This is a genomic window from Paenibacillus sp. LT-B23 (assembly GCF_059417685.1).
This window is the reverse complement of the sequence record NZ_JBSQBM010000003.1, coordinates 47,173-69,054: the sequence shown is the minus strand read 5'-3', so window position 1 is coordinate 69,054 and position 21,882 is coordinate 47,173. Positions and strand designations below refer to the sequence as shown.

23 protein-coding genes and 1 other RNA gene are annotated in these 21,882 nt (G+C 46.2%); 12 read left to right on the top strand and 12 right to left on the bottom strand.

What is annotated here, in order from left to right; translation table 11 throughout:
• Positions 1-14: 14 nt before the first annotated feature.
• On the bottom strand, positions 15-1,418 hold the full coding sequence (locus ACWXW9_RS05110; RefSeq protein ID WP_494928567.1) for an ammonium transporter: 1,404 nt from the start codon (positions 1,416-1,418) through the stop codon (positions 15-17).
• A 295-nt stretch (positions 1,419-1,713) separates the two neighbouring features.
• Here ACWXW9_RS05110 and ACWXW9_RS05105 point away from each other — a divergent pair, with 295 nt between their 5' ends.
• Both ACWXW9_RS05105 and ACWXW9_RS05100 read left to right on the top strand, forming a co-directional pair.
• Positions 1,714-2,145 (top strand): MerR family transcriptional regulator, encoded by a 432-nt coding sequence (locus ACWXW9_RS05105; protein ID WP_187644882.1) that lies wholly within the window; start codon positions 1,714-1,716, stop codon positions 2,143-2,145.
• 43 nt (positions 2,146-2,188) lie between these two features.
• Positions 2,189-2,860, top strand: a complete 672-nt coding sequence (locus ACWXW9_RS05100; RefSeq protein ID WP_494928566.1) for a zinc metallopeptidase — start codon at positions 2,189-2,191, stop codon at positions 2,858-2,860.
• A gap of 95 nt (positions 2,861-2,955) precedes the next feature.
• On the opposite strand, the gene gltC is transcribed toward ACWXW9_RS05100, so the two are convergent.
• Positions 2,956-3,885: a glutamate biosynthesis transcriptional regulator GltC gene (gene gltC, locus ACWXW9_RS05095; protein ID WP_014280860.1), complete on the bottom strand. Its 930-nt coding sequence runs from the start codon at positions 3,883-3,885 to the stop codon at positions 2,956-2,958.
• A gap of 98 nt (positions 3,886-3,983) precedes the next feature.
• The gene (locus tag ACWXW9_RS05090) at positions 3,984-4,607 is read right to left on the bottom strand and encodes a rhomboid family intramembrane serine protease (protein ID WP_134910313.1); all 624 of its coding nucleotides are present in this window, start codon (positions 4,605-4,607) and stop codon (positions 3,984-3,986) included.
• Between the two features lie 120 nt (positions 4,608-4,727).
• Between ACWXW9_RS05090 and tpx the strand changes: the two genes are divergently transcribed.
• Positions 4,728-5,246, top strand: coding sequence for a thiol peroxidase (tpx, locus tag ACWXW9_RS05085; RefSeq protein WP_134910314.1), 519 nt, complete (start codon positions 4,728-4,730; stop codon positions 5,244-5,246).
• 110 nt (positions 5,247-5,356) lie between these two features.
• Here tpx and ACWXW9_RS05080 read toward each other — a convergent pair whose 3' ends face one another.
• From ACWXW9_RS05080 to cshA, 4 genes are all read right to left on the bottom strand, one after another.
• On the bottom strand, positions 5,357-5,749 hold the full coding sequence (locus ACWXW9_RS05080; protein WP_494928565.1) for a DUF1499 domain-containing protein: 393 nt from the start codon (positions 5,747-5,749) through the stop codon (positions 5,357-5,359).
• A 212-nt stretch (positions 5,750-5,961) separates the two neighbouring features.
• Positions 5,962-6,155: non-coding RNA, 6S RNA (gene ssrS, locus ACWXW9_RS05075), on the bottom strand.
• 52 nt (positions 6,156-6,207) lie between these two features.
• Positions 6,208-6,975 carry a YesL family protein gene (locus ACWXW9_RS05070; RefSeq protein WP_494928564.1) on the bottom strand — a complete coding sequence of 256 codons (768 nt, stop codon included), beginning with the start codon at positions 6,973-6,975 and terminating at the stop codon, positions 6,208-6,210.
• A gap of 223 nt (positions 6,976-7,198) precedes the next feature.
• Positions 7,199-8,788: a degradosome RNA helicase CshA gene (gene cshA / locus ACWXW9_RS05065; protein ID WP_025686458.1), complete on the bottom strand. Its 1,590-nt coding sequence runs from the start codon at positions 8,786-8,788 to the stop codon at positions 7,199-7,201.
• A 325-nt stretch (positions 8,789-9,113) separates the two neighbouring features.
• On the opposite strand from cshA, the gene ACWXW9_RS05060 reads away from it, so the two are divergent.
• The 4 genes from ACWXW9_RS05060 to ACWXW9_RS05045 all read left to right on the top strand — a co-directional run bounded on the left by ACWXW9_RS05060 (position 9,114) and on the right by ACWXW9_RS05045 (position 13,275).
• Positions 9,114-9,935, top strand: coding sequence for a YitT family protein (locus ACWXW9_RS05060; protein ID WP_494928563.1), 822 nt, complete (start codon positions 9,114-9,116; stop codon positions 9,933-9,935).
• Positions 9,936-10,107: 172 nt separating this feature from the next.
• Positions 10,108-10,296, top strand: coding sequence for a hypothetical protein (locus ACWXW9_RS05055; protein ID WP_494928562.1), 189 nt, complete (start codon positions 10,108-10,110; stop codon positions 10,294-10,296).
• Positions 10,297-10,528: 232 nt separating this feature from the next.
• Complete coding sequence (locus tag ACWXW9_RS05050; RefSeq protein ID WP_494928561.1) at positions 10,529-11,707, top strand: putative glycoside hydrolase; 1,179 nt, start codon at positions 10,529-10,531, stop codon at positions 11,705-11,707.
• A 197-nt stretch (positions 11,708-11,904) separates the two neighbouring features.
• Entirely contained in the window at positions 11,905-13,275 is a 1,371-nt protein-coding gene (locus ACWXW9_RS05045) for an MATE family efflux transporter (RefSeq protein WP_494928560.1), read from the top strand.
• A gap of 12 nt (positions 13,276-13,287) precedes the next feature.
• Here ACWXW9_RS05045 and ACWXW9_RS05040 read toward each other — a convergent pair whose 3' ends face one another.
• From ACWXW9_RS05040 to ACWXW9_RS05020, 5 genes are all read right to left on the bottom strand, one after another.
• Positions 13,288-13,491, bottom strand: coding sequence for a DUF3906 family protein (locus ACWXW9_RS05040; RefSeq protein WP_494928559.1), 204 nt, complete (start codon positions 13,489-13,491; stop codon positions 13,288-13,290).
• Positions 13,492-13,608: 117 nt separating this feature from the next.
• Positions 13,609-14,580 (bottom strand): 6-phosphofructokinase, encoded by a 972-nt coding sequence (pfkA, locus tag ACWXW9_RS05035; RefSeq protein WP_431089568.1) that lies wholly within the window; start codon positions 14,578-14,580, stop codon positions 13,609-13,611.
• Between the two features lie 23 nt (positions 14,581-14,603).
• Positions 14,604-15,683, bottom strand: coding sequence for a tetraprenyl-beta-curcumene synthase family protein (locus ACWXW9_RS05030; protein WP_134910322.1), 1,080 nt, complete (start codon positions 15,681-15,683; stop codon positions 14,604-14,606).
• A gap of 238 nt (positions 15,684-15,921) precedes the next feature.
• On the bottom strand, positions 15,922-17,337 hold the full coding sequence (locus ACWXW9_RS05025; RefSeq protein ID WP_494928558.1) for an MATE family efflux transporter: 1,416 nt from the start codon (positions 17,335-17,337) through the stop codon (positions 15,922-15,924).
• A gap of 206 nt (positions 17,338-17,543) precedes the next feature.
• The gene (locus ACWXW9_RS05020) at positions 17,544-17,741 is read right to left on the bottom strand and encodes a cold shock domain-containing protein (RefSeq protein WP_010348936.1); all 198 of its coding nucleotides are present in this window, start codon (positions 17,739-17,741) and stop codon (positions 17,544-17,546) included.
• Positions 17,742-17,914: 173 nt separating this feature from the next.
• Between ACWXW9_RS05020 and ACWXW9_RS05015 the strand changes: the two genes are divergently transcribed.
• From ACWXW9_RS05015 to ACWXW9_RS04995, 5 genes are all read left to right on the top strand, one after another.
• On the top strand, positions 17,915-18,148 hold the full coding sequence (locus tag ACWXW9_RS05015; RefSeq protein WP_494928803.1) for a hypothetical protein: 234 nt from the start codon (positions 17,915-17,917) through the stop codon (positions 18,146-18,148).
• A 6-nt stretch (positions 18,149-18,154) separates the two neighbouring features.
• Positions 18,155-18,343, top strand: a complete 189-nt coding sequence (locus ACWXW9_RS05010; protein WP_025686450.1) for a hypothetical protein — start codon at positions 18,155-18,157, stop codon at positions 18,341-18,343.
• A gap of 199 nt (positions 18,344-18,542) precedes the next feature.
• Positions 18,543-20,339, top strand: a complete 1,797-nt coding sequence (pepF, locus tag ACWXW9_RS05005; RefSeq protein WP_494928802.1) for an oligoendopeptidase F — start codon at positions 18,543-18,545, stop codon at positions 20,337-20,339.
• Between the two features lie 56 nt (positions 20,340-20,395).
• On the top strand, positions 20,396-20,818 hold the full coding sequence (locus ACWXW9_RS05000) for a LapA family protein (RefSeq protein ID WP_149094899.1): 423 nt from the start codon (positions 20,396-20,398) through the stop codon (positions 20,816-20,818).
• Positions 20,819-20,832: 14 nt separating this feature from the next.
• A complete protein-coding gene (locus ACWXW9_RS04995) occupies positions 20,833-21,870 on the top strand; it encodes a M42 family metallopeptidase (protein ID WP_494928557.1) in 1,038 nt (345 codons plus the stop codon).
• Positions 21,871-21,882: the final 12 nt, after the last annotated feature.

Sequence of the window (21,882 nt, the reverse complement as noted above, 5' to 3'; positions counted from 1 at the left end):
TTATATTTTACATATTAGCTTACAGTCCCAGAACGCTTCTCAGCCTCGGCAACCAACTTCATTTGCTCAGGATAGCCGTACGTACCATGCTCACTGATATCCAGTCCCATCGTTTCTTCCTCTTCCGTAACACGAATACCCATAATGGCTTTCATTGAACCTAGAATAATGAAGGAAATGACGAACACGAAAGCCAAAGTCCCTATCAGTCCCAGAAGCTGCACTCCCAATTGCGTAAGTCCACCACCATAGAAGAGCCCCGCTTGACCGACACCTGTTATTTTCACAAGCTCAGGAGTAGCGAACAATCCCGTAGACACTGCCCCCCACATCCCCGCAACACCATGCACAGAGAAAGCATATACCGGATCATCTACTCTTGCACGCTCAAACCATTGTGCTGTGAAGAAGGTGACAATCCCTGCTACTGCACCGATGACCAGCGCAGCCCAAGGAGCTACAAAAGCGCAAGAGCCAGTAATCGCAACCAAAGCTGCCAGCACACCGTTCAGCATAGACGGAATATCTGCTTTTCCGTATACCATCCAGGATACAAGTAAAGCGAAAACCCCGCCTGCGGCTGCCGCAATATTCGTAGTCAGTGCCACATATCCGAAAAATCCGTCATTCATAGCCGATACAGCACTACCCGGGTTAAATCCAAACCAGCCGAACCAGAGAATAATAACCCCCAGAATGGAGTATACCTGATTATGTCCAGGGATAATATTCGGTTTGCCGTCCTTGTTGAACTTGCCCAGTCTCGGTTTCAGCAGCAATGTAGCGACGAGTGCCGCCGTAGCTCCTGTCAGATGGACTACCGTGGAGCCGGCATAATCCTGCATGCCCAGCTTGCTAAGCCAGCCGCCGCCCCATACCCAGTGAGCTACAACGGGATAGATTACGATGGAGAACAAAATACCGAAAATGATGTATACACTTAATTTTGCACGCTCTGCCATTCCCCCGCATGCGATAGAAAGAGATACCGCAGCAAAAGCAAAGTGGAACAAAAACATGATTGTAATCGGAACATCCAGACTTGAAAGGGAGTCAAACGATACAGCAGCATCCGTGCCACTCATAAAGAAACCCGTCAGCCCCATAAATCCGTTACCGCCATCGTTACCGAAGCCTAGCCCGAACCCGAGAGCCCAGAAAGACAATGCAGCAACGCCCGTGGTGAGTATTGTTTTACCAGCGACATGCCCTGCATTCTTCATTCGTGTGGAGCCAGCCTCCAGCAATGCAAATCCCGCCTGCATGAAAAACACTAGAATAAATGCCAAGAAGGTAAACGCCGTGTTTAATCCGGCTTGAAGCTGAATATTTGTCGGACCGTCAGCAGCGAACGCACCTACCGGAAAAGCCAGTACCGTCAGCATGGCCAGTAATGCAACAAACCACTTTTTTCTCATGAAGCCCACTCCCTCAAATGTTAAGTTTCTTTACATTTCGTGAAATTCTTATTGTCATTATAATCAGAATACATGAAACTTGACAAGATTTTTTTTAATATTCGAAAAAAAAGTGATCTCGAACTTTTCATGTCACGTTTACTAACTATAAAAGTAGCTTGTTTCACAGGCTAGAAAAGCATGACGTTTGACTGTACGGTTGGGAATCATGTAAAATATTTTTATAAGCACTCTGTTTGCAGATGCGTAATATTGAAGACTGAATGAAGAGCGCGAGGTGAGGACAGATGGGGATATGAAGCTATATCGAATTGGCGAGCTAGCCAAGACGGCTGGTGTCAGCGAACGGACCATTGATTATTATACGAAGCTCGGTTTGATCGCACCTGAAGAACGGTCTTTGAAAAATTATCGGTTATATAATGATGAAACTTTAAAAAGGCTTGAACGTATTAACCAAATGAAACAAGAGAAGTATAGCCTCGAGGAAATTAAACAGACATTAATGAAGTGGAATTCGGTTCCAGGCGAAGAGCACGTCACCGACAAACTGACAAGTCTGGAGATGCACATGCAGCGCCTGGAGCGCGAAGTCAATGAGCTACAGCCTCTTCTGGGGCAGCTCAAGCCCGTTCAAGCACGTAAGCTGCTTACTGGTCTACTACCGCAAAGCGCCGCTTGTATCGAAGCTCTGAAGTATTTGCTGGAGCATAGCTCTATGATGTAGATTCCCGGGCTGTTTTGATGAAATAATAATGGAGGGTTGCTTTATGATGGGGATGTATATATTGATTATTCTTGCGTTCGGTTTATCCTTATGGGCGCAATTTCGTGTGAAAGGTACTTTTAACAAATGGTCTGATGTTCCCAACGAAAACGGTATGACAGGCTACGATGCCGCCCGGCATATGCTGGATCGCAACGGTTTGCACGATGTGCCCATTGAACCTGTACCTGGCGCGTTATCTGACCACTATGATCCGATGCAACGCGTAGTACGCTTGTCCGAGCCTGTATATTATGAAAAATCTATTTCCGCAGTTGCCGTGGCTTGTCACGAGGTTGGTCATGCGATTCAGCATAAAGAGCATTATCCTATGTTAGCGCTGCGTCACCGGATTTTCCCGATTGTCAACTTCGCATCCGGCATTGCACCGTTTCTGTTGATTGCCGGGTTACTGTTCAGCTACACAAACCTGATTGGCTTGGGCATTATCTTTTTCTCGGCTACTGTTGCTTTTCAATTAATTACATTGCCGGTCGAATTTAATGCTTCCAACCGTGCCCGTGAAATTATGGTGTCCGAAGGATTTATCCGCAGTGATGAAGAACGAGGTGTGGCTAAAGTATTGAATGCCGCTGCATTAACATATGTGGCCGCCGCTCTCGTTTCCTTACTGGAGCTGATTCGCCTGATCGGTATCTTCAACAGCCGTGACTAATCGCTTTTGTAGCAAAAAAGGTTGTTCCTCCGCCATGATGATGGTAGAGGAACAACCTTTTTATATTTTATCCAATTCCCTATACTCGCCTGTCGTTAGTCCGCTTTAGCACTTCCATCCGTCACAGTGCCGCTACCTTGAAGACCAAAATATTGCAACAAAAAAGTGCGGAACGATTTGGCAACCAACGGAAGCTTGTCATCTCTACGGTGAATTAAGCCAATGGTTCGCGTCACCTCGGGATCAACAATGGACACTCTCGCGGGCTGGAGCGGATTGGTCTGGAACAACGCCATCTCAGGCAAAAGACTGACCCCCATACCTGCGGCAACTAATCCGCGGATCGTATCCGTCTCCTCGCCTTCAAAAGCGATGTCAGGCGTAAATCCGGCCTCCAGACAAGCCTGCCAGACAATCGGACGCAGGGAGTAACCGTCTCTGAACAAGATGAACTTTTCTCCTTTAAGCTGATCCAGCGTGATGTGCCCGGCTGAAGCCAAAGGATGATTAGGGGGAAGAACCGCAAACAGCTCCTCGGTTAGCACCACATCTCCCTCGACATGATCATGACGATCCGGAAAAGGGGATACAAAAGCCAAATCCACCTCACCCGCCAACACATCACGGATCAAACTTGGGTACATCCCCTGTTTAAATCTGAATTTAACATTCGGATACCGTTTACGAAATTCAGCTACAACCGTAGGAATAAGATGAATGCCCAAACTGTGCGGGAAGCCGATACGAATTTCTCCACCCTCGGGGTCTAAAAACTCATGAACCTCCAGAACAGCCCGCTCCAAATCCTTTATAATCGTTTCAACCCGTTTGCAAAATAACTGCCCCACCGGTGTAAGCTGCAAGTTGCGGCCCTTTTGCATAAAAAGGTTAACCCCCAGCTCCTCTTCAAGCTGATGAATTTGCCGACTGACCGCAGATTGCGCCACATGCAGCTCCTCGGCTGCCTGAGTGACATGTTCCTTTTGCGCTACCTTCATGAAGTATTGCAACTGTCGTAATTCCACTCCGTTATTCGCTCCAATCTATTTTTCAACATCCGGAAGAAGAGGTTAGACGAACCCCTTCCTCTTTCTTGCCCTGCCGACTTACGGTAAAGCTGTCTTTAGTGACGTTTACGTTGGCCAGTCAATCTGATCATTAATCCATACAAGAAAAACCCGCTGAGCAGTCCTCCAAAATGGGCGGTCCAGTTAATGTTCGCCACAGCGAACGAAAACAGGATACCAAAGCCGAGCAGCGTGTACAGTGTTTTGCGTGAAGCTTCATCCATCAGCGTCCGCTGAAACAAAGCAACGTACAGAAATGCGCCGTAGATACCATATATCGCTCCTGACGCCCCTACAGAGACCGTGGTTTCCGCTACCATATTGTAATGCGCAATGGACAGCACGTTTCCTACAATGCCTGTAGCGAGGTACAGCAGCACGTAGCGAAAGGACCCCAGCAGACGTTCCAGCGGTGGAGCAAATACGAGAATCGCAAAGGAATTAAAGAAAAGATGATCAAAACCCGCGTGTAAAAACATAGCTGACACATACCGCCATAACTGGTCGGTAAACGGCTCCTCATTGATCAAGGCCCCATACCGGATTAGTGTCAAACTATTTTCCGATCCACCATGTACGGTGAGCACAATAAACATCACGATATTGATAAGCAGAATCAAACAGGTAACCGGGTAAAAACGCAAATAACTTTTCCAGTTCTCATACCGTAAAAAAATCAAGGCAATCCTTCCTTCATGGGGTGTCTCCACCTTATTCAAATTGGACAATGTCTTTTATAAAAGATTATAATAGATTTCAGCAACGATAACCAATGCTAAAAACCAAGGAGGCTATTACATATGGCACAAGAACGTAAAGAAGCTGCTACTTTTAAAGGCAATCCTTTGACTCTCGTGGGTCCTGAACTGAAAGTTGGAGATCAGGCACCTGATTTTAAATTGCAAAAAAATCTGCTGGAAGCTGCTACGCTTCAAGATTTTGCAGGTAAAGTCAAGCTTATCAGCGTTGTTCCTTCTCTTGATACAGGCGTGTGTGACGCACAGACTCGTCGTTTTAATCAAGAAGCGGATTCTCTCGGAGATCAAGTCGTAATACTGACTGTCAGCGTGGATCTGCCGTTTGCCCAAGCTCGTTGGTGCGGTGCTGCGGGTATTGACCGTGTATTGACACTGTCCGATTACAAGGACCATTCCTTCGGCGAAGCCTACGGCGTGTTTATTAAGGAATTCCATCTGGATCATCGCGCTATTTTTGTGATTGATCAAAACGATAAAATCGCTTATGTAGAATATCTGAGCGAAATGTCCGAGCATCCTGACTATGATCAAGCGATTGCAGCGGTGAAGAAGCTCGTCTAATTCATTCTGCTTACGTTAAGGCTGATTCGAATATTAAAAAAGCGAGTGAAGGGTTGCCTTCCTCGCTTTTTTGACGTCGGTCTGCCACATTGCTGCTCACACGTCTGCAATCACTGTAAGACCTTATGAGCGGACAGCTTCTTGTCAATCACGGCAAACAACTGCAAAATAATTCGATAATTTGCACCCATGTCCCCCAGCGATCCGCGCGAAGCGGAATAAATATCCACAGCACTCCGAACTGGCGAGACGGACAATATAGAAACGGTAATGTCGACAGTTCTGCCGAATGCCGTTCGCTTCTCAAGCGTAATCTCACCTACGGATGGCACCTCATGTAGCACCTTGTATCCAGGAATCTTTTTTAAAACGGACGATACCTCTTCCCAAGCCTTGTCTCTCGATAAGTTATAATAGCGTGTCTTCATTTGGGGGTCTTTGACCCGGTCGCTTGTACCTTCTTGGCTGCGCACAATCCCTACCAGAGTCCTCTTCAACGACAAGACATTTCCTCCTTCACGATAATCGTTGCTGAATACAGCACATCGATTTCCCTTTGCTGCAAGCGCTTTATAAAAACGTTAAAGCAACAAAGTGAACCCGATCATACCTGTGGTATGCGATTGAGTACCTTATTTCTTATTTTAGCATTATTACATACAAAAAACACCCTGTTTCTGCACGGAGCAGTATCAGGGTGTGTTGATTACGTTATAGAGTACCCGCCGATGCCGTCCGACCATAGCGTCTTCTGAACCTGCTTTAGCAGGTGGGTGATCGCAGGACAAACTTTTGAAGTCCCCTTGTCAGAATTGACAGGGCTTTTCAGCTGTCCACCCGTATTGGTCTCCCTAGACATTGTCATTGGTTCAAAACAACAAATGACCGTAACGTGCATCGCAGGATGTGACCTTATTATAGCGCTTCTCACTCGGAAAGTAAATGCTAGGAGAAATCTGTTTTATTTTTGGAGGTTATCACTTTTCTTGTCTTCCGTGATAGCTGCCTCTTCGTCTTTTTGCTTCATCTTTTCCATCTGATCCTGCATTTTGAGGAACGTTCCATAAAAATTAAAGAAAGCGAACCAGGCCACCACACTACCAATGAAGAACAAGAACAGCACAGGGTATTTGACTCCAATAAAGATAACAATCGCGCTGCCGAGCATGGTAGAAAATACACGGAACGGTCTAATGAGCGTCAGCAAGACCGCATTTTTGATCAGTTGTCCGCTGGACATATGATAATGAGCAACCATCGAGAAAAAGTTAAACATGGATACGAGCAAAATAATGATGAGAATAAGCATGATAATGCCTACAATTTGCAAATTGCTGAGCTGCGTCATATACACGGTATAATCCACATACATAATGACAAACAGTAGCGTGTAAAAGATGCCTCCGATCAGGCTCTGCTTATAGTTTTCCTTGTATCCTTTAAAGAAGGTACGAAACACACCTGCATCCGTATCGCCCATTACCCATTTGCGGACGACGGTAAACATGGCCGATGTAGCCGGAAATAAAGTAAGCGGTGCCAAAACAGCCATCGCCCAGTTCATTTGTAAAGATTCATTAGCCAAGTTCTGATTCATCACAAGTAGTTTGAGTATGAGACAGAACATAAAAGGCGACGAGCATAACACCCATAACAAATTGGTAGCCGCCAGTCTGGTAATCCATTCAGTCAGGCGATAAATACCACCCATAGCTCCTTTAAACTCCAACGTTAGTCTCTCCCTCCGCAAGCCCTGGCAGGTTCCATGGGCTCATGTTGCTGTGCCTGTAAATTCCGGCTGTTGACTATATCATACCGTATTTCATCCCCAATGCGCCAGTGAAATCAATACTTCAGCCGTCGAAGCAGGCTGCTAAGTAATTTATACTTTTTGATCTCATAGCAAAAAGCCGAAGCGAGCATTCACTTCGGCTTTCCTGTTATTTCAATTCTTATTCAGAAGAGGAATCTTCGCGTCTTGCAGGACGACGAGTTTCTCCGCTACTGCTTGGACGTGGTCTGCGATCTCCACTATTGCGGCTCGCGGAATCACGGTTGTAGCTACCGCCTTCTTTGCTGCCACGGTTGTAGCCACCATATCCGCCTTTGCTGCCACTACCACTGCCACCAGTACGGTTGGAGTTATAACCACCGTTGCTGCGTCCGCTGTAGTTAGACGGCTTGCGTCCGCCGGAACGAACATCCGGTTTACGACGTTTTGCACGAATTGGATCTTCCGGAGTAAGCTCAATAGACGCTTCTCTCTTCTCGCCAGTCATCAGCTTCAAAGCTGCGGAGAGAAGTTGTACGGAGTCATACTGCTCCAGCATTTGAATAGCCAAGCCTTTGTATTCGTTCAGCTCACCACTTTCTACAGCCTCCAGGAGACGTTCTGCGATGATGCGTTGTTTGCCTTCCAAAGCTTCAGCCAAAGTTGGAAGCGGCTTACGCGCAATACGGTGACGAGTTACACGCTCAATGAAATGCAGATGATCAATTTCACGTGGCGTTACGAAAGACCATGCTTCCCCTTCTTTACCTGCACGTCCGGTACGTCCAATACGGTGAACATAGCTTTCCGGATCTTGCGGAAGGTCAAAGTTCACAACGTGAGTTACACCGGAAACGTCCAAACCACGGGCAGCTACATCAGTTGCTACGAGCACGTCAATGCTTCCGTCGCGGAATTTGCGCATTACGGCATCACGTTGGTTCTGAGACAAGTCACCATGCAGACCGTCTGCGGAATATCCACGTTTTTGCAGAGCTTCAGCCAGCTCGTCTACCCGGCGCTTAGTACGACCAAATACGATAGCGAGTTCTGGGGATTCCATGTCGATCAAACGGCTCAAAGCTTCGAATTTTTGACGTTCAGGAACTTCAATGTAGGCCTGATCAATCAGTGGAGCACTAACTTGTTTAGGGATAACTGAAACATGCTCAGGGTTTTTAAGGAATTGTTCAGCCAGTCTTTTGATATTAGGAGGCATCGTAGCCGAGAAAAGCATCGTTTGACGCTCGTCCGGAACCTGCTTCAGAATCGATTGGATATCTTCCATAAAGCCCATATCCAACATTTCATCCGCTTCATCCAAAACAACGGTGTTTACGTCTTCCAGCTTGATGGTTTTACGGTTAATATGGTCGAGCAAGCGACCTGGTGTACCAATGATAATCTGAGGTTTCTTTTTCAAAGCGCGAATCTGGCGCACGATATCTTGACCGCCATAGATTGGCAGGGTGCGGAGACCTTTGAAGCGGGACAGCTTTTCGATTTCTTCAGCAACCTGAATGGCAAGCTCACGTGTTGGAGCCATAATCAGTGCTCTGATTTTGTCGTCGTTTTTAGAGATTTTGCTGATCAACGGAATACCAAAAGCTGCGGTTTTACCCGTACCTGTTTGGGCTTGGCCAATCATGTCTCTTCCTTGCAGCGCAAGAGGGATGGATTGGGATTGAATCGGCGTCGCTTCTTCAAAACCAAGCTCTGTAATCGCCTCAAGTACTTTCGGTTCAAGATTAAATTCTGCAAATGTCGTCAAATTTATTCAAACTCCTTCATAATGGTGGATGTGGTGGACAATCCACAATGTTGTCTGTATTCTTAAGTAGCGATATTATTGTATAGGTTTTCCCAATACAGTGACAGTTTATTTAGGCCTATAACTGCATCTTTCTGTATCAACTCGGGTAACCTTATCCGATACATCTTAAACGAATTTATCCTTTTTAAAACAGTTTAAATTTTAAGTGTTTCTCTGGACAGAAAGTCCCTACTCAAGAATATCCACATCGCATTATAACACAAAACAATTCATGAATACCAGCAAGTTACTGTCCGTATATTTTAAATGAGGTGAAAAAACGTTGTTAAAAATAGTGTTAAACTGTTTTGTTGTCATTTTGGGGGCCGCTGCTATAGCAAGCGGTTTTAATCTGTTTCTCGTGCCGCACCACCTGCTGAGCGGCGGAGTAGCAGGGCTTTCCATGTTAATTGGCTACTTTACAAAATTCGATATCAGCGTGATGTATTTTGTCCTAAACATTCCGATGCTTATTGCAGGCTGGTTTATTTTAGGGAAACGATTTATTAGTATGAGTATTTTGTCTGTTGTCGCCACAACATGGATTTTGGCCTGGATTCCGGTGCAGCCTCTCGTTAAAGATCCGCTGCTTGCCTCCGTTTTTGGTGGAGTGCTGATTGGGGTTGGAGCAGGGATTTCCTTTCGGGTGGGGGGGTCTACTGGCGGTTTTGACATTATCGGCTCCATCGTCACCCGTTACCGCGATTTCCCTGTAGGGACTGTGCTCGTCGGTTTGAATGGGCTGGTTATTCTGGCAGCGGGATATCTAAACCAGGACTGGAATATTGCCCTTGCATCCATGTTATCCATTTTCGTGACCGGCAAGGTGTTGGATCAGATTTATGTGAGTCACACCAAAATAACCGTTTACATCATCACTGAGCATACAGAGAAGCTGCTCAACCGAATGCTGACAACGCCGCGTGGAGTAAGTAAAATTAAAATTGAAGGTGCATTTTCTCATACCGAAAAGGATATGCTGATGACAGTTACAACACGCTACGAGCTGGCAGAACTGAAACGCATTATTAAGAAAGTGGACCCTTCTGCTTTCGTTAATATCGTAGAAACGGTAGGGGTTATGGGCTCATTCCGCCGAAGATAAGCACGAACCCAAGTGTCAAAATGCAGTTTCTGTGGTACACTATACGTGCGCTGTTCCCATATTATATAAAGACCAGCTTTACCTGCTATTTCACAGGCACTTTGCTTTTCCGATTCGTACCGAATGATTCTTATGGAATGATTCCGAGCAGGAAAGGGTGATTTTTGTGGAAATGGAAACGGTAAAACTGTCCGACATTGTCTTGAGATGGTATCCAGAAATGCTCCCGTTTCTCAAAAAGAATGAGCTGAACTCGATGATTGTACTTCGGGACGGGATGGCCATTCTCAAGCCCACGGATGCGCTCGAAATTATTCAGTACAGTATTTGTGAGCATCAGGACATTACGTATCTTCAGTAAACATCTTCATTAAATCTCTCCACCAAGTGCCGCTTCTTCCGGTCGCAATTGCGCAGCCGCGAAGAAAGCGGCATTATTTATGCCCTTTTACCGATTCAATGAACAAGGGTTGGGTTAATCATGTAAGACTGTGCCTGATGATTCCAGTATTGGTTACAACCGTGTTGTTTTTCGATACATAACTTTACGTATAATCAGGTAAGTCGACTTACATAAGGGAGAGAGTTAGGAAATGAATATGATTTGGGCAATTATGCTATTGGCAATGGGAATAGGCGGAAACGGGGATCATTCAGCCAACGCCCCAAATGTAAAAGATACGGTGGCAACGACAATCAGCAATGCGATGATTCAGGCTCAGCACAGTAATATGAAGGTGGATGCCTCCAATCCTCCGGTTAAAATTGACCCACAGCCGACGACTCCTGCTATCAAAGGCATCTATGTTACGGCTTATAGCGCAGGCGGTTCGCGTATGACCCAGCTGCTTGAACTGCTCGACAAAACAGAGCTCAATTCCATGGTTATTGATATTAAGGATGATGCAGGTTACATTACTTATCCAACGACCAATCCCGGGCTGCTGAAATTGGGCAAGCCGCAAAAATTCATTCGGGATATTTCCGGTTTGATGGACCGATTGAAAAAGCACAACGTGTACCCGATTGCCCGTATTGTAGTATTTAAAGATACGGTATTAGCCAACAAAAATCCCAAAATGTCCTTCCGCAATCCTGACGGCTCTGTCTGGAAAAACGGCAAGGGCGATGGGTTCGTCAATCCCTATAATAAAGAAGTTTGGGATTATAATATTGCTATCGCCAAGGAGGCGGCAAAGCTGGGCTTCAAGGAAATTCAGTTTGACTATGTACGTTTCCCTGAAGGCTTTGAAAAAAGAGCGGACAAGCTGAAATATACCAAATCCGATCAATCACGTGTGGATGCGGTCGCTGAGTTCGTGCAATATGCCCGTAAAGAGCTTGCTCCACTGGGTGTGCGGGTATCGGTAGATATTTTCGGGTATGCCGCATCCGTTCCCGCTGCGGAAGGAATTGGACAGGATTTCGCCAAAATTTCAGAAAATGTGGATGTCATTTCTCCTATGGTTTATCCAAGTCACTATACAACAGGCTGGTTCGGTGTAAAGGACCCTGACAAAAATCCGTACCAGACCATTAAAGGGTCGATGGCAGATACGCACAAAAAGCTTGACCCGACAGGCAAGCTGAAACCAATCATTCGTCCATGGATTCAGGATTTTACCGCAAGCTGGCTGGGAAGCGGCCATTATGCCAAATATGGTAAAACCCAAGTCGAGGATCAAATTCGAGCGCTCAAGGATATGAAGGTTGACGAATATTTACTCTGGAATGCTACAAACCGCTATACTAGCGGAGTAACGTACAAATAATCCATGTATCCCGGTCTTATCATTACTTTTACGCAATACACCAGATCATTTAGAGGTTTTCAAGGCTGCCCCATTCGTTTGATCATGGGTGCAGTCTTTTTTGTTGCTGTTCAAATGCTGCTACATCCCTTACAATAAATACTTGACACATTATGATATATACGGTTGATAACTTCCAAGTAGGTGAGGACATAAACATGCATTTGACGCTAACTAACAGCCAAAAATGGAAGCAGCTTTTTAACATTTTGTTTCCCATTCTGGTAACACAGCTTGCACTATCCGCGATGACTTTTTTTGATACTAATATGTCGGGACACTTTTCTTCTGCCGATTTGGCTGGTGTAGCCATCGGAGTGAGTCTGTGGGCCCCTGTACAAACAGGCCTCAACGGAATACTTATGGCCATCACCCCTATTGTATCCCAATTGGTTGGAGCACAGCGCAAGGACAAGGTTTCTTACTATGTCATTCAGGCGCTATGGCTCTCGCTCACTCTATCTATGATTGTTCTGATTGCAGGTATTTTTCTCGTTAAGCCCATTCTGCACGGGATGAATCTGGAGTTGAGGGTTCATAATGTGGCCTTTTACTACCTTTGTGCGATGGCCTTCGGCATTGCCCCGCTCTTTGCTTATACGGTCCTACGGAGCTTTATGGATGCACTGGGACAAACCCGGTTTACGATGACCATCACGCTGATGTCGTTGCCCATCAATGTCTTGTTGAACTACTTACTCATTTATGGAAACTGGGGTTTTCCTCGTCTGGGGGGTGTAGGCTCCGGAGTGGCAACTGCCGCCACGTACTGGATTGTTATGCTTGTTGCTGGCATCACCGCACATCGGGGAAAGATATTTGCCGAATACGGGATTTTCAACAAGATATACGGCATTGCTACCAGTTCCTGGAAAGAGCTTATCAAAATCGGGGTACCCATCGGCTTTGCGATCTTTTTCGAAACGGCTGTCTTTGCAGCTGTTACCCTTTTCATGAGCAGTTATAATACGGCAACAATTGCGGCTCATCAGGCCGCTATGAACTTTGCGACAACACTATATATGATTCCGCTCAGTATTTGTATGGCGCTCACGATTCTGGTCGGGTATGAGGTGGGGGCAGGACGGCCGCGGGATGCAAAAATATACAGCGTAATGGGAATCAGCAGTGCGGTTGGTCTGTCATTGATCACGGCTGTTGTGCTTGTGATCTGGGGCGAACAGGTCGCCAGGCTGTACTCCACCGATCCACAGGTTATTCAGTTAGCGCAACATTTCCTGCTCTATGCGATCTTCTTTCAAATATCCGACGCTATCGCTACACCTACTCAAGGAGCACTGCGTGGATATAAGGATGTCAATTCGGCCTTTCTGATTACGTTTCTGGCCTATTGGGTTATTGGACTTCCTGTAGGATATATTATCGCACGCTGGACATCATTTGGTCCCTACGGCTACTGGATCGGCTTGATTACAGGTTTGGCCGCGGGAGCAGTGTCCCTTCTCTTCCGCCTGCTGGTTGTGCAACGACGTTTTGCCGAAAAAAAACAACACGCAGAGGCTGTTTAGCCTTTGCGTGTATCAGCGTGTTTCCATGACATATGCAGTACCCGAAGTTATTCTTTTTTTCTCCACAATAGCTACTTCGTTCAGCTTTGGAGGATACAGAAAATGTCTCTCCACATGCTGGTCCACCGCCTGAAATGCCTTCTCCTCATTTTCCGCAACGAGAATAACGGTTAAGGCTCCTTCCGAGCTGTCCACATCGATTTTGAACAAATACATATTTATCCTCTCCAGACCTGCTTTAAATGTTAAAAAATAAGCGGATGACTCGGGTCATCCGCATGAGTTTAAGAATTCCTAGATGTGAATCAATCTGGTACATACAACAGCTAATTATTATTGGGACAAGCGCAAGGCCAGCTCGTAAAGCTCCATATTGAAATCTTTTTTCGTATTTACGACCTTGTCAATATCAGTGGCTACCAGCTTGCCATCAATCGTTCCGCAAGCCTTGTCCGATACACCCTCAATCAATTGACGAACAGCAAAGTCGCCCAAACGGCTTGCCAGATTACGGTCAAATGCGGTTGGTGTGCCTCCACGTTGGATGTGTCCAAGCACCGTTACACGCGGCTCATAATCCGGACAGTTTTCCTGGATTACCTGTGCTACGGTTTCACCTTTGCCTGCGCCTTCAGCAACGATAATGATACTGTGGCGTTTGCCGTGCTTAAAGTTTTGCTTCATCCGATCAGATACTTCATTCAGGTCAAACTCTACTTCGGGCACCAAAATCGTTTCTGCGCCGGAAGCCAGACCTGCATGCAAAGCAATATCGCCGCAATGACGTCCCATAACTTCTACGATAGAAGAACGTTCGTGGGATGACATCGTATCACGCAGTTTGTTGATGGCGTCCACTACGATACTAACCGCCGTATCAAAACCAATCGTGTAGTCAGTGAAGGAAATGTCATTGTCAATCGTACCTGGAAGGCACATTGTTTTAATTCCTTGTTTGGTCAGTTTGTTAGCTCCTTGATAGGAACCATCGCCACCGATCACGACTAAGCCATCAATTCCACGGTTACGCAAAATTTCAGCGCCTCGCTTCTGTCCTTCCTCGGTCGTAAATTCCAGACACCGGGCAGATTGAAGTACAGTACCCCCACGTTGGATAATATCTCCGACACTTCTCAGATCCATCGGGAAAATATCATCATTCAGCAGGCCCTGATATCCGCGCTGAACCCCGAATACTTCAAGTCCAAAATACAAGCCGCTGCGCACAACGGCGCGAACTGCGGCGTTCATCCCCTGTGAATCTCCACCACTCGTTAATACTGCGATTTTCTTAACTGCTGTCATGATTTATGACCTCCTCAAAATGTTCATAAAAGCCTTCTTATCCATCGACTGTTTAAAAAGAAAAACAAACGCATAAGCGGACTGTTTTTCATTAAACGTTTCGAAACCGCGCGCACTTCTTGCTGCTCGCTAACTTTGGGGTCGGATAAATATAACGCCAGCAATCCCTCGATAATCATCCGGTGAAAGGAGCTGGCAGGGACATCTGCAATATCAACCCGTGCCCGATTCACAACATAGGCGATCCGGTCCAGCATCATGTCGGTATCTTCATAATAATTGCAGAAGTTAAGATCTCCGCCCTTCCGGTCTTCGTCTTGATCGATTAGATAATCCAGCAAAATATGAAGACTGCACACATGTGGAAAATACGATACATGTATTGAGGCAGCCCCCGCATCCGTGAGATGCTGGTCGCTAGCAGCAAGAAACAGCATAAACACCCCCAGGGTTGAACCGGTAGCCGCAGCAAATTCGTTCCAGCGCAACTCCGGTGTACGGTCCTTATGAACCGACCACCAATCCAATAGCGCTTGTTCGCGCAATTCGGGTTTAATATGCTTGTAAACTTGCAAATCCGTGTATAATCCCGCCAGATCCTGAACGTAAGGCATTGCCGCCTCATAGCCCGGAAGCCTGCTTACACAAGACTGACAGGTTGTCACCAGCCCGGTCAAATAACCGCCATCCTCCTGCTCACGACGCAAAGCGTAATAATTCACTGGCTTGGCTGCGGGGTTGACCGCATCCAGCATAGACTGATGCAACAGCCTGAAATCATCCGGGTCCATGGACGTGCTGCGATCACACAGGTTGTCCAGATAATCGCTAATCGTCTGGTACGCCACAATAAGCGGAATTAACGTCTGCCGGGCAGACATATTCCCTGCGGCATAAACCGCCCCACCTACACAGTGAAACGTCTTCTCTGCTATGCTTGCAAGTGCCTGACTTCTCAGCTCGGGATCCGGAATCTGTTTAGCCTTGTGTTTCCAATTTCCCAATTCCTGCTTCGTTTCAGGGAGAATGTGCTTGTACATTCGGCTCATTAGACCTATGGGGCCTCTCGGAACTTGATAACGTCCTTGCTCAACATAACTCAAATGACGGTGCCTCCACATTGTTGTCTACGTAATTATACCTATCCAAACCATATTCATTATAATATGATCGTCCTTTTAGCACAAATGAACAACCTCACTTTTTCTTTAATATTTAAGAAAAACGATCCATTTTCACAAAAAATCTTTATACCTGTCATGATTAAATACACAAAAATTGAAATTAAACAAAATTTACCCTGATAAGCTTATTAATTTCAGAATAGGTTAAAAGCCCTGCCTATCCCTTATCCTCTACCTGTTTCACGCCTTGAAAGCCATCCCCCATGCTCGCCTGCTTCCATTTTCCAAAAGCATAATAGAAAATGACCGCCACCGCCGAGATGGAAAAACCGACAGGAAAGCTCCACCATACAGCATCCAGACCGTACTCATCGACGAACGCGTAGGCCAGAGGGATACGAATGCCCCATAATGAAATGATGGTAATTAAAAGCGGCACGATTACGGAACCCGTAGATCGCACAACCCCTGTAATGACATTTGTAATACCGAATATGACAAAAGACCACAACGTAATCAGATTAATCCGCATCCCCAGTTCCAAGGCGCCGCCGCTAGAGGGAAGGAACATCAGCAAGGCCTCCCGGTTGAAGATGTAAATCAATACTACTAATCCACCGGTCAGTACAAAATTGTACACAATTCCAATCCATGTGATCTTGCGCACCCGATCCCAACGTCCGGCCCCGATATTTTGTGCCGCAAAGGAAGACACAGCAGCACCCAGTGCCATGGCTGGCATCTGCACATAGCTGGACAAGTTATTTGCTGCAGTATAAGCCGCAGCCGCCACTGTCCCGTATCCGTTAATCAGGTTCATCAACGCGATTGCACTGGAGGAAACAGCAATCATTTGCAGACCCATAGGCACTCCCTTACGGATTAAGGTCCAAATAATTTCCCAATCGAATCTCAGTAAATGAAGCTCTGAAGATGTAATACGCAAAAAGTATTTTACACGGTAAAGATAAATGAGAATCAGCACGAAGCTCACCCCTTGAGCGATCAGCGTAGCCGCTGCGGAACCCCCGATGCCCATCGCGGGTATAGGCCCCCATCCAAATATTAGCAGCGGATTGAGCAGCACATCCAGTACAACAGAGACGAGTAGAAAATAAAATGGTGTTTTGGAATCCCCCGCCCCTCTCATCACGGTCATAATATAGTTATAACCGTACAAAAAGGGCATGCCCGCAAAAATAATACGCGTATATGTGATTGCCATATCCACAGATTCAGCAGGTGTATTCAGCACACGAAGAATCCAGGGAGATCCAAAAAATCCGATAATACCCACAGCCAGAGCAAGTACAAGAAAAAAGACTGCACTTGTGCCTATTACACGCTTGGTTTCAGCCACGTCTCCCGCACCAATTTTCTGTCCGATCATGATAGTGGCAGCCATGGTGACGCCAAAGATCGCACTGATGAGAAAAAACATAATAATATTTCCGTTGGAAGCGGCGGTTAATGCGGCCTCGCCCAGAAACTTGCCCACCCAGATCGAATTGATCGTTCCATTCAGTGACTGTATCACGTTTCCGAACAGCATCGGCAAGGAGAATAAAAACAGTGTTTTGGTAATTGGACCCTCGGTCAAGGAAGGTTTACGACTAGCCTCTGCTGCGCTCATCTTCTCAACTCCTACAATAATGACTAATGTTTCGTTTCCATAACGGTATAATACCCTTTTCCTGCTCAGCCTTCTCATATCATAAACTTTTTTACGCAAAAAAGCGCAGTTCCTTAAATTTAAGGAACTGCGCTCTCAATTCATCGTTTAACCGTAATATATAAGACATCCGTATGAACGGAACATTTCTTACAATTCAGTTACACTTACAGTTTATTTACGTTAGCTGCTTGGGGTCCACGGTTACCTTCAGTGATTTCGAATTCAACCGCTTGACCTTCTTCCAAAGTCTTAAAGCCGTCGCCCTGGATTGCGGAGAAATGTACGAATACGTCCTCGCCACCATCCACTTGGATAAAGCCATAACCCTTTTCTGCGTTAAACCATTTTACTGTACCTTTCAAGTGAACAACCTCCTAAAAATACCGCCATCTATGGCGAATATCCATATTATACTTCATGCTTTTTCACAATGCAATTGATGTTTTGAGGGCTTTTACAGGCTGGAATGATTTGCTTTTGCGGCGGAAACTGCGGTATCATGAACCAAAACATCTTTAAAATCGGAGACATGCATATGATGAAAAAACACGAAATATACAAAAAAGACAATTGGAACATGATGACTGTCGAGGTGCAGGGCCGTTACATCGTTCTACGAGAAATATCCGATGACTGGGGCGAAGAAGCCCACACGTTTTTGAGCCGTCCGGCGCTGATGCATTGGGCTGAAAATCGGTTTCCCAAGCAGTCCTTTCAAGATAACGAGGAAGAGTGGCAGCGGATCATGAACGCTTTCAAACAGGTATAGCGCTTCATGGTGTCCAACAGCTTTCTCATCTTCATTATTCTGGCCTTTACGCTGGGCGGAGTGCTGATCATGAAACGTGATACGTTACCGGCTCCTCTCAAAAAGTGGATGGCCCTCACTGCCGTTATCATGGTTTGCTTTGCCTTTTATCTTATTGTATACAGCTTATTAAATATAGGTTCCGACCCAAGGTAAAGAAAATTATACTTTTGGGCGCAGGAGGTCATACTATGGCATAACAAGCCATGGTATAAGGAGGATATGCCGTTACATGCATGCCACAAAACCTCTTGCTCTGCTGCTCACGGTCAGCGTGGCGGTTTCTTCGTTTTGGCAGCCGCCCCGTACCGCCGCAGCCCCACCCCACATTTCGTTCGATCAGAGGAGGCTCTCCATGAGTGAAATCGTAAAACGCGCAGACGCATCTGTGGAAAATACCTGGAAGCTTGAAGACCTGTTTCCAGACCATAAAGCATGGGATCAAGAGTACGAAGAAGTCAAACAACTAGCCAAAAAGGCTACACAATTCCAAGGCAAGCTGAATTCAGCCGAAGCGATTGTCAACTGCTTTAAGCTGGAAGATGAACTATCGCTTAAAACCGAGCGCGTATATGTGTACGCCCATCTGCATCATGACGAGGATACGGCTGAACCTACATATCAGGGCCTTTCGCAAAAAGCCAAGAAATTAGGCGTTGAGGTCAGTGAATCCCTGTCTTTCGTGACACCTGAAATTTTGGCGTTGCCCGACAATCAGCTCGATGCATTGATTAAAGATCCGAAGCTGGCAGATTATCGCTTTACACTTCAGGAAATGAAACGGGAGAAAGCGCATATTTTGGGTAAATCGGAAGAAGCCCTGCTGGCTCAGGTGGGTAACCTGGCTCAAGCCCCGCAAACTATTTTTGGTATGCTGAACAATGCGGATCTGAAATTTCCAAAGATAAAGGACGAGAACGGCAAAGAGGTTGAACTGACGCATGGCAGCTATATTCAATTCCTCGAAAGTCCGCACCGGGAAGTACGTGAGCGTGCTTTTAAAGCGGTGTACGACACTTATGCCAAGAATAAAAACACAATTGCTTCCACATTAAGTGCCAATGTGAACAAAAATGTTTTTTATTCCCGTGTTCGCAAATATCCTTCCGTATTGGAAATGTCGTTATACGGTGACAATATTCCGAAGGAAGTGTACACCAATCTGATTGATACCATTCACGAGAGCTTGCCTTTGCTGCACCGTTATATCAAACTGCGCAAAAAGCTGCTGGGCGTGGATGAGCTTCATATGTATGACCTGTTCGCTCCGCTTGTGGACGAATACAAGCTTGACATTTCGTATGAAGATGCTAAAAAGCAAACGAAGGAAGGTCTAAAGCCGCTGGGCGAGAACTATCTGGCTTCGTTGCAAAAAGGCTACGATGATCGCTGGATTGATGTGTACGAAAATGAAAATAAACGTACAGGCGCATATAGCTGGGGTGCTTACGGTACTCATCCTTATGTGCTGCTGAACCATAAAGATAACCTGAACAGCATGTTTACGCTCGCTCATGAGATGGGACACGCGCTGCATTCGTATTACTCGGATAATGCGTTGAAATATCGGGATGCCCAGTACACTATTTTCCTGGCTGAAGTAGCATCTACAACGAATGAAGCGTTGCTGATGGACTACTTGCTGAAAAAGTCTACCGATCCAAAAGAGAAAATGTACCTTCTCACCTACTATGCGGACCAATTCCGTACGACGGTATTCCGTCAAACGATGTTTGCGGAATTTGAGAAAATCGTACATGAGCGTGCAGAACAGGGAGAATCCCTTACACCGCAGCTTTTGTCAGAGATTTACTATGATCTTAACGTGAAATATCACGGCCCTGGTATGAAAGTAGACAAAGACATTGAAATGGAATGGGCCCGTATCCCCCATTTTTATAACAGCTTTTATGTCTACAAATATGCTACCGGCTTCTCTGCAGCAACCAGCTTCTCGAAACAGATTCTGGAAGAAGGCCAACCAGCCGTTGACCGTTATTTAGGATTCCTGAAGAGCGGTGGTAGCGATTATTCGATTAATATTTTGAAGAAGGCCGGCGTGGATATGTCCTCTCCGCAACCGATCCGCGAAGCGATGAGCGTATTCGAGGAAGTTATTACGGAAATGGAAAAGCTGACCGCCGGAAAGTAAAACCATACACGATTAGAATCCAGCATTAAAACGATGCACGGATAAATCCCTTGTCCATGACGGGCAAGGGATTTTATAATGTAGCGGAAGGAGGTGGCATTTTGAAAACACAATGGTCTCTGATCGCAGCTCTTGTTATCGCTTTGTTAACAGCTGTATTCGCTGTCATTAACGTGAACTCAGTCCAAGTAAATCTTCTATTTCGTACGGTCAATGTCCCTTTGATTTTGCTTATTCTCGGCTGCACTCTTCTTGGAGGGCTTATCGTCGGTTCCTTCGGTATTTTCCGTCAATATAAGCTTCAGAGAGAGATCAAACGTCTGACCACCCAGCTTCATACACTGCAAGAAGAGCACACACCCGCTGTGGAAGCATATGCGGATACCGTCTATAACACGTCTGGTTCGTCCAGTGCGGTGTCTACATCTGACAAGGATACAGAGCAAACGTCCTCTGACCTTGACCGGTTGTCCAAATGAGGAGGAGCAACAACATGACGATTCATCTGAACGAAAATTATATCATGACCTTTCTGAATCAGCTATTGAACACCCCCAGTCCCAGCGGCTACACACATCATGTGATGGAACTGATCCGTAAGGAAGCCGCAAGCCTTGGGGTGCCCTTAGAATGGAACGCCAAGGGCGGTGCCATCTTGACCCTGGAGGGCCAGCAAACAGACCGTACAGTTGCGCTGAGCGCGCATGTGGATACATTGGGTGCGATGATACGCTCAATAACCAGTCACGGTACCTTGCGGCTGATATCTGTCGGCGGTTATATGATGAACAGCATCGAGAACGAATACTGCCTGATTCATACCAGAAGCGGACAAACATATACAGGCACGATTCTGTCGAGCCATCCGTCTGTGCATGTCTATGATGATGCACGTGGCTTTGAACGCAAGGAAAGTCATATGGAGGTGCGGATCGACGAGCTTGTCGAATCTAAAGAAGACGTACTTCAGCTCGGCATTGCGGTAGGCGATTTTATTTCGTTTGACGCCCGTCCGGTCGTAACACCCAGCGGCTTTATCAAGTCACGTCATCTGGATGATAAAGCCAGCGTGGCTGCACTGTTTGGTTTACTGGAATCCGCTGTACGCGAAGACTGGAAGCCCCGTCATACCGTTAAGCTGATCATTTCCAACTATGAGGAAGTCGGTCACGGGGCTTCTTACATCCCCGAGGATGTCAGCGAGATGATTGCCGTCGATATGGGCTGCATAGGCGAGGATCTGAGCTGCAAGGAGACGGATGTATCCATCTGTGCCAAAGATTCTTCCGGGCCTTATGATTATGACATGACGACTCGCCTGATTGAGCTGGTCAAGGAGCTGAATATCCCGTATGCGGTTGATATTTATCCGCACTATGGTTCAGACGCTTCGGCTGCTCTGAAAGCAGGCAACAATATCCGCGCTGCGCTGATCGGCCCTGGCGTACACGCTTCCCATGCGATGGAGCGTACGCACAAGCAGGCCGTGGTGAACACCGCCCGTCTGCTTGCGGCTTATGTGACGGTTTAATCCGAATGATGA

Coding starts and splice junctions, on each gene's coding strand:
- ACWXW9_RS05010 (WP_025686450.1), top strand. CDS start 18,155: ATGGTGTCCAACAGCTTTCTCATCTTCATTATTCTGGCCTTTACGCTG.
- ACWXW9_RS05000 (WP_149094899.1), top strand. CDS start 20,396: ATGACGGGCAAGGGATTTTATAATGTAGCGGAAGGAGGTGGCATTTTG.
- ACWXW9_RS05025 (WP_494928558.1), bottom strand. CDS start 17,337: ATGAGCGCAGCAGAGGCTAGTCGTAAACCTTCCTTGACCGAGGGTCCA.
- tpx (WP_134910314.1), top strand. CDS start 4,728: ATGGCACAAGAACGTAAAGAAGCTGCTACTTTTAAAGGCAATCCTTTG.
- ACWXW9_RS05100 (WP_494928566.1), top strand. CDS start 2,189: ATGATGGGGATGTATATATTGATTATTCTTGCGTTCGGTTTATCCTTA.
- ACWXW9_RS05050 (WP_494928561.1), top strand. CDS start 10,529: ATGAATATGATTTGGGCAATTATGCTATTGGCAATGGGAATAGGCGGA.
- ACWXW9_RS05045 (WP_494928560.1), top strand. CDS start 11,905: ATGCATTTGACGCTAACTAACAGCCAAAAATGGAAGCAGCTTTTTAAC.
- ACWXW9_RS04995 (WP_494928557.1), top strand. CDS start 20,833: ATGACGATTCATCTGAACGAAAATTATATCATGACCTTTCTGAATCAG.
- ACWXW9_RS05040 (WP_494928559.1), bottom strand. CDS start 13,491: ATGTATTTGTTCAAAATCGATGTGGACAGCTCGGAAGGAGCCTTAACC.
- ACWXW9_RS05015 (WP_494928803.1), top strand. CDS start 17,915: ATGATGAAAAAACACGAAATATACAAAAAAGACAATTGGAACATGATG.
- pepF (WP_494928802.1), top strand. CDS start 18,543: ATGAGTGAAATCGTAAAACGCGCAGACGCATCTGTGGAAAATACCTGG.
- ACWXW9_RS05110 (WP_494928567.1), bottom strand. CDS start 1,418: ATGAGAAAAAAGTGGTTTGTTGCATTACTGGCCATGCTGACGGTACTG.
- ACWXW9_RS05055 (WP_494928562.1), top strand. CDS start 10,108: ATGGAAACGGTAAAACTGTCCGACATTGTCTTGAGATGGTATCCAGAA.
- ACWXW9_RS05105 (WP_187644882.1), top strand. CDS start 1,714: ATGAAGCTATATCGAATTGGCGAGCTAGCCAAGACGGCTGGTGTCAGC.
- pfkA (WP_431089568.1), bottom strand. CDS start 14,580: ATGACAGCAGTTAAGAAAATCGCAGTATTAACGAGTGGTGGAGATTCA.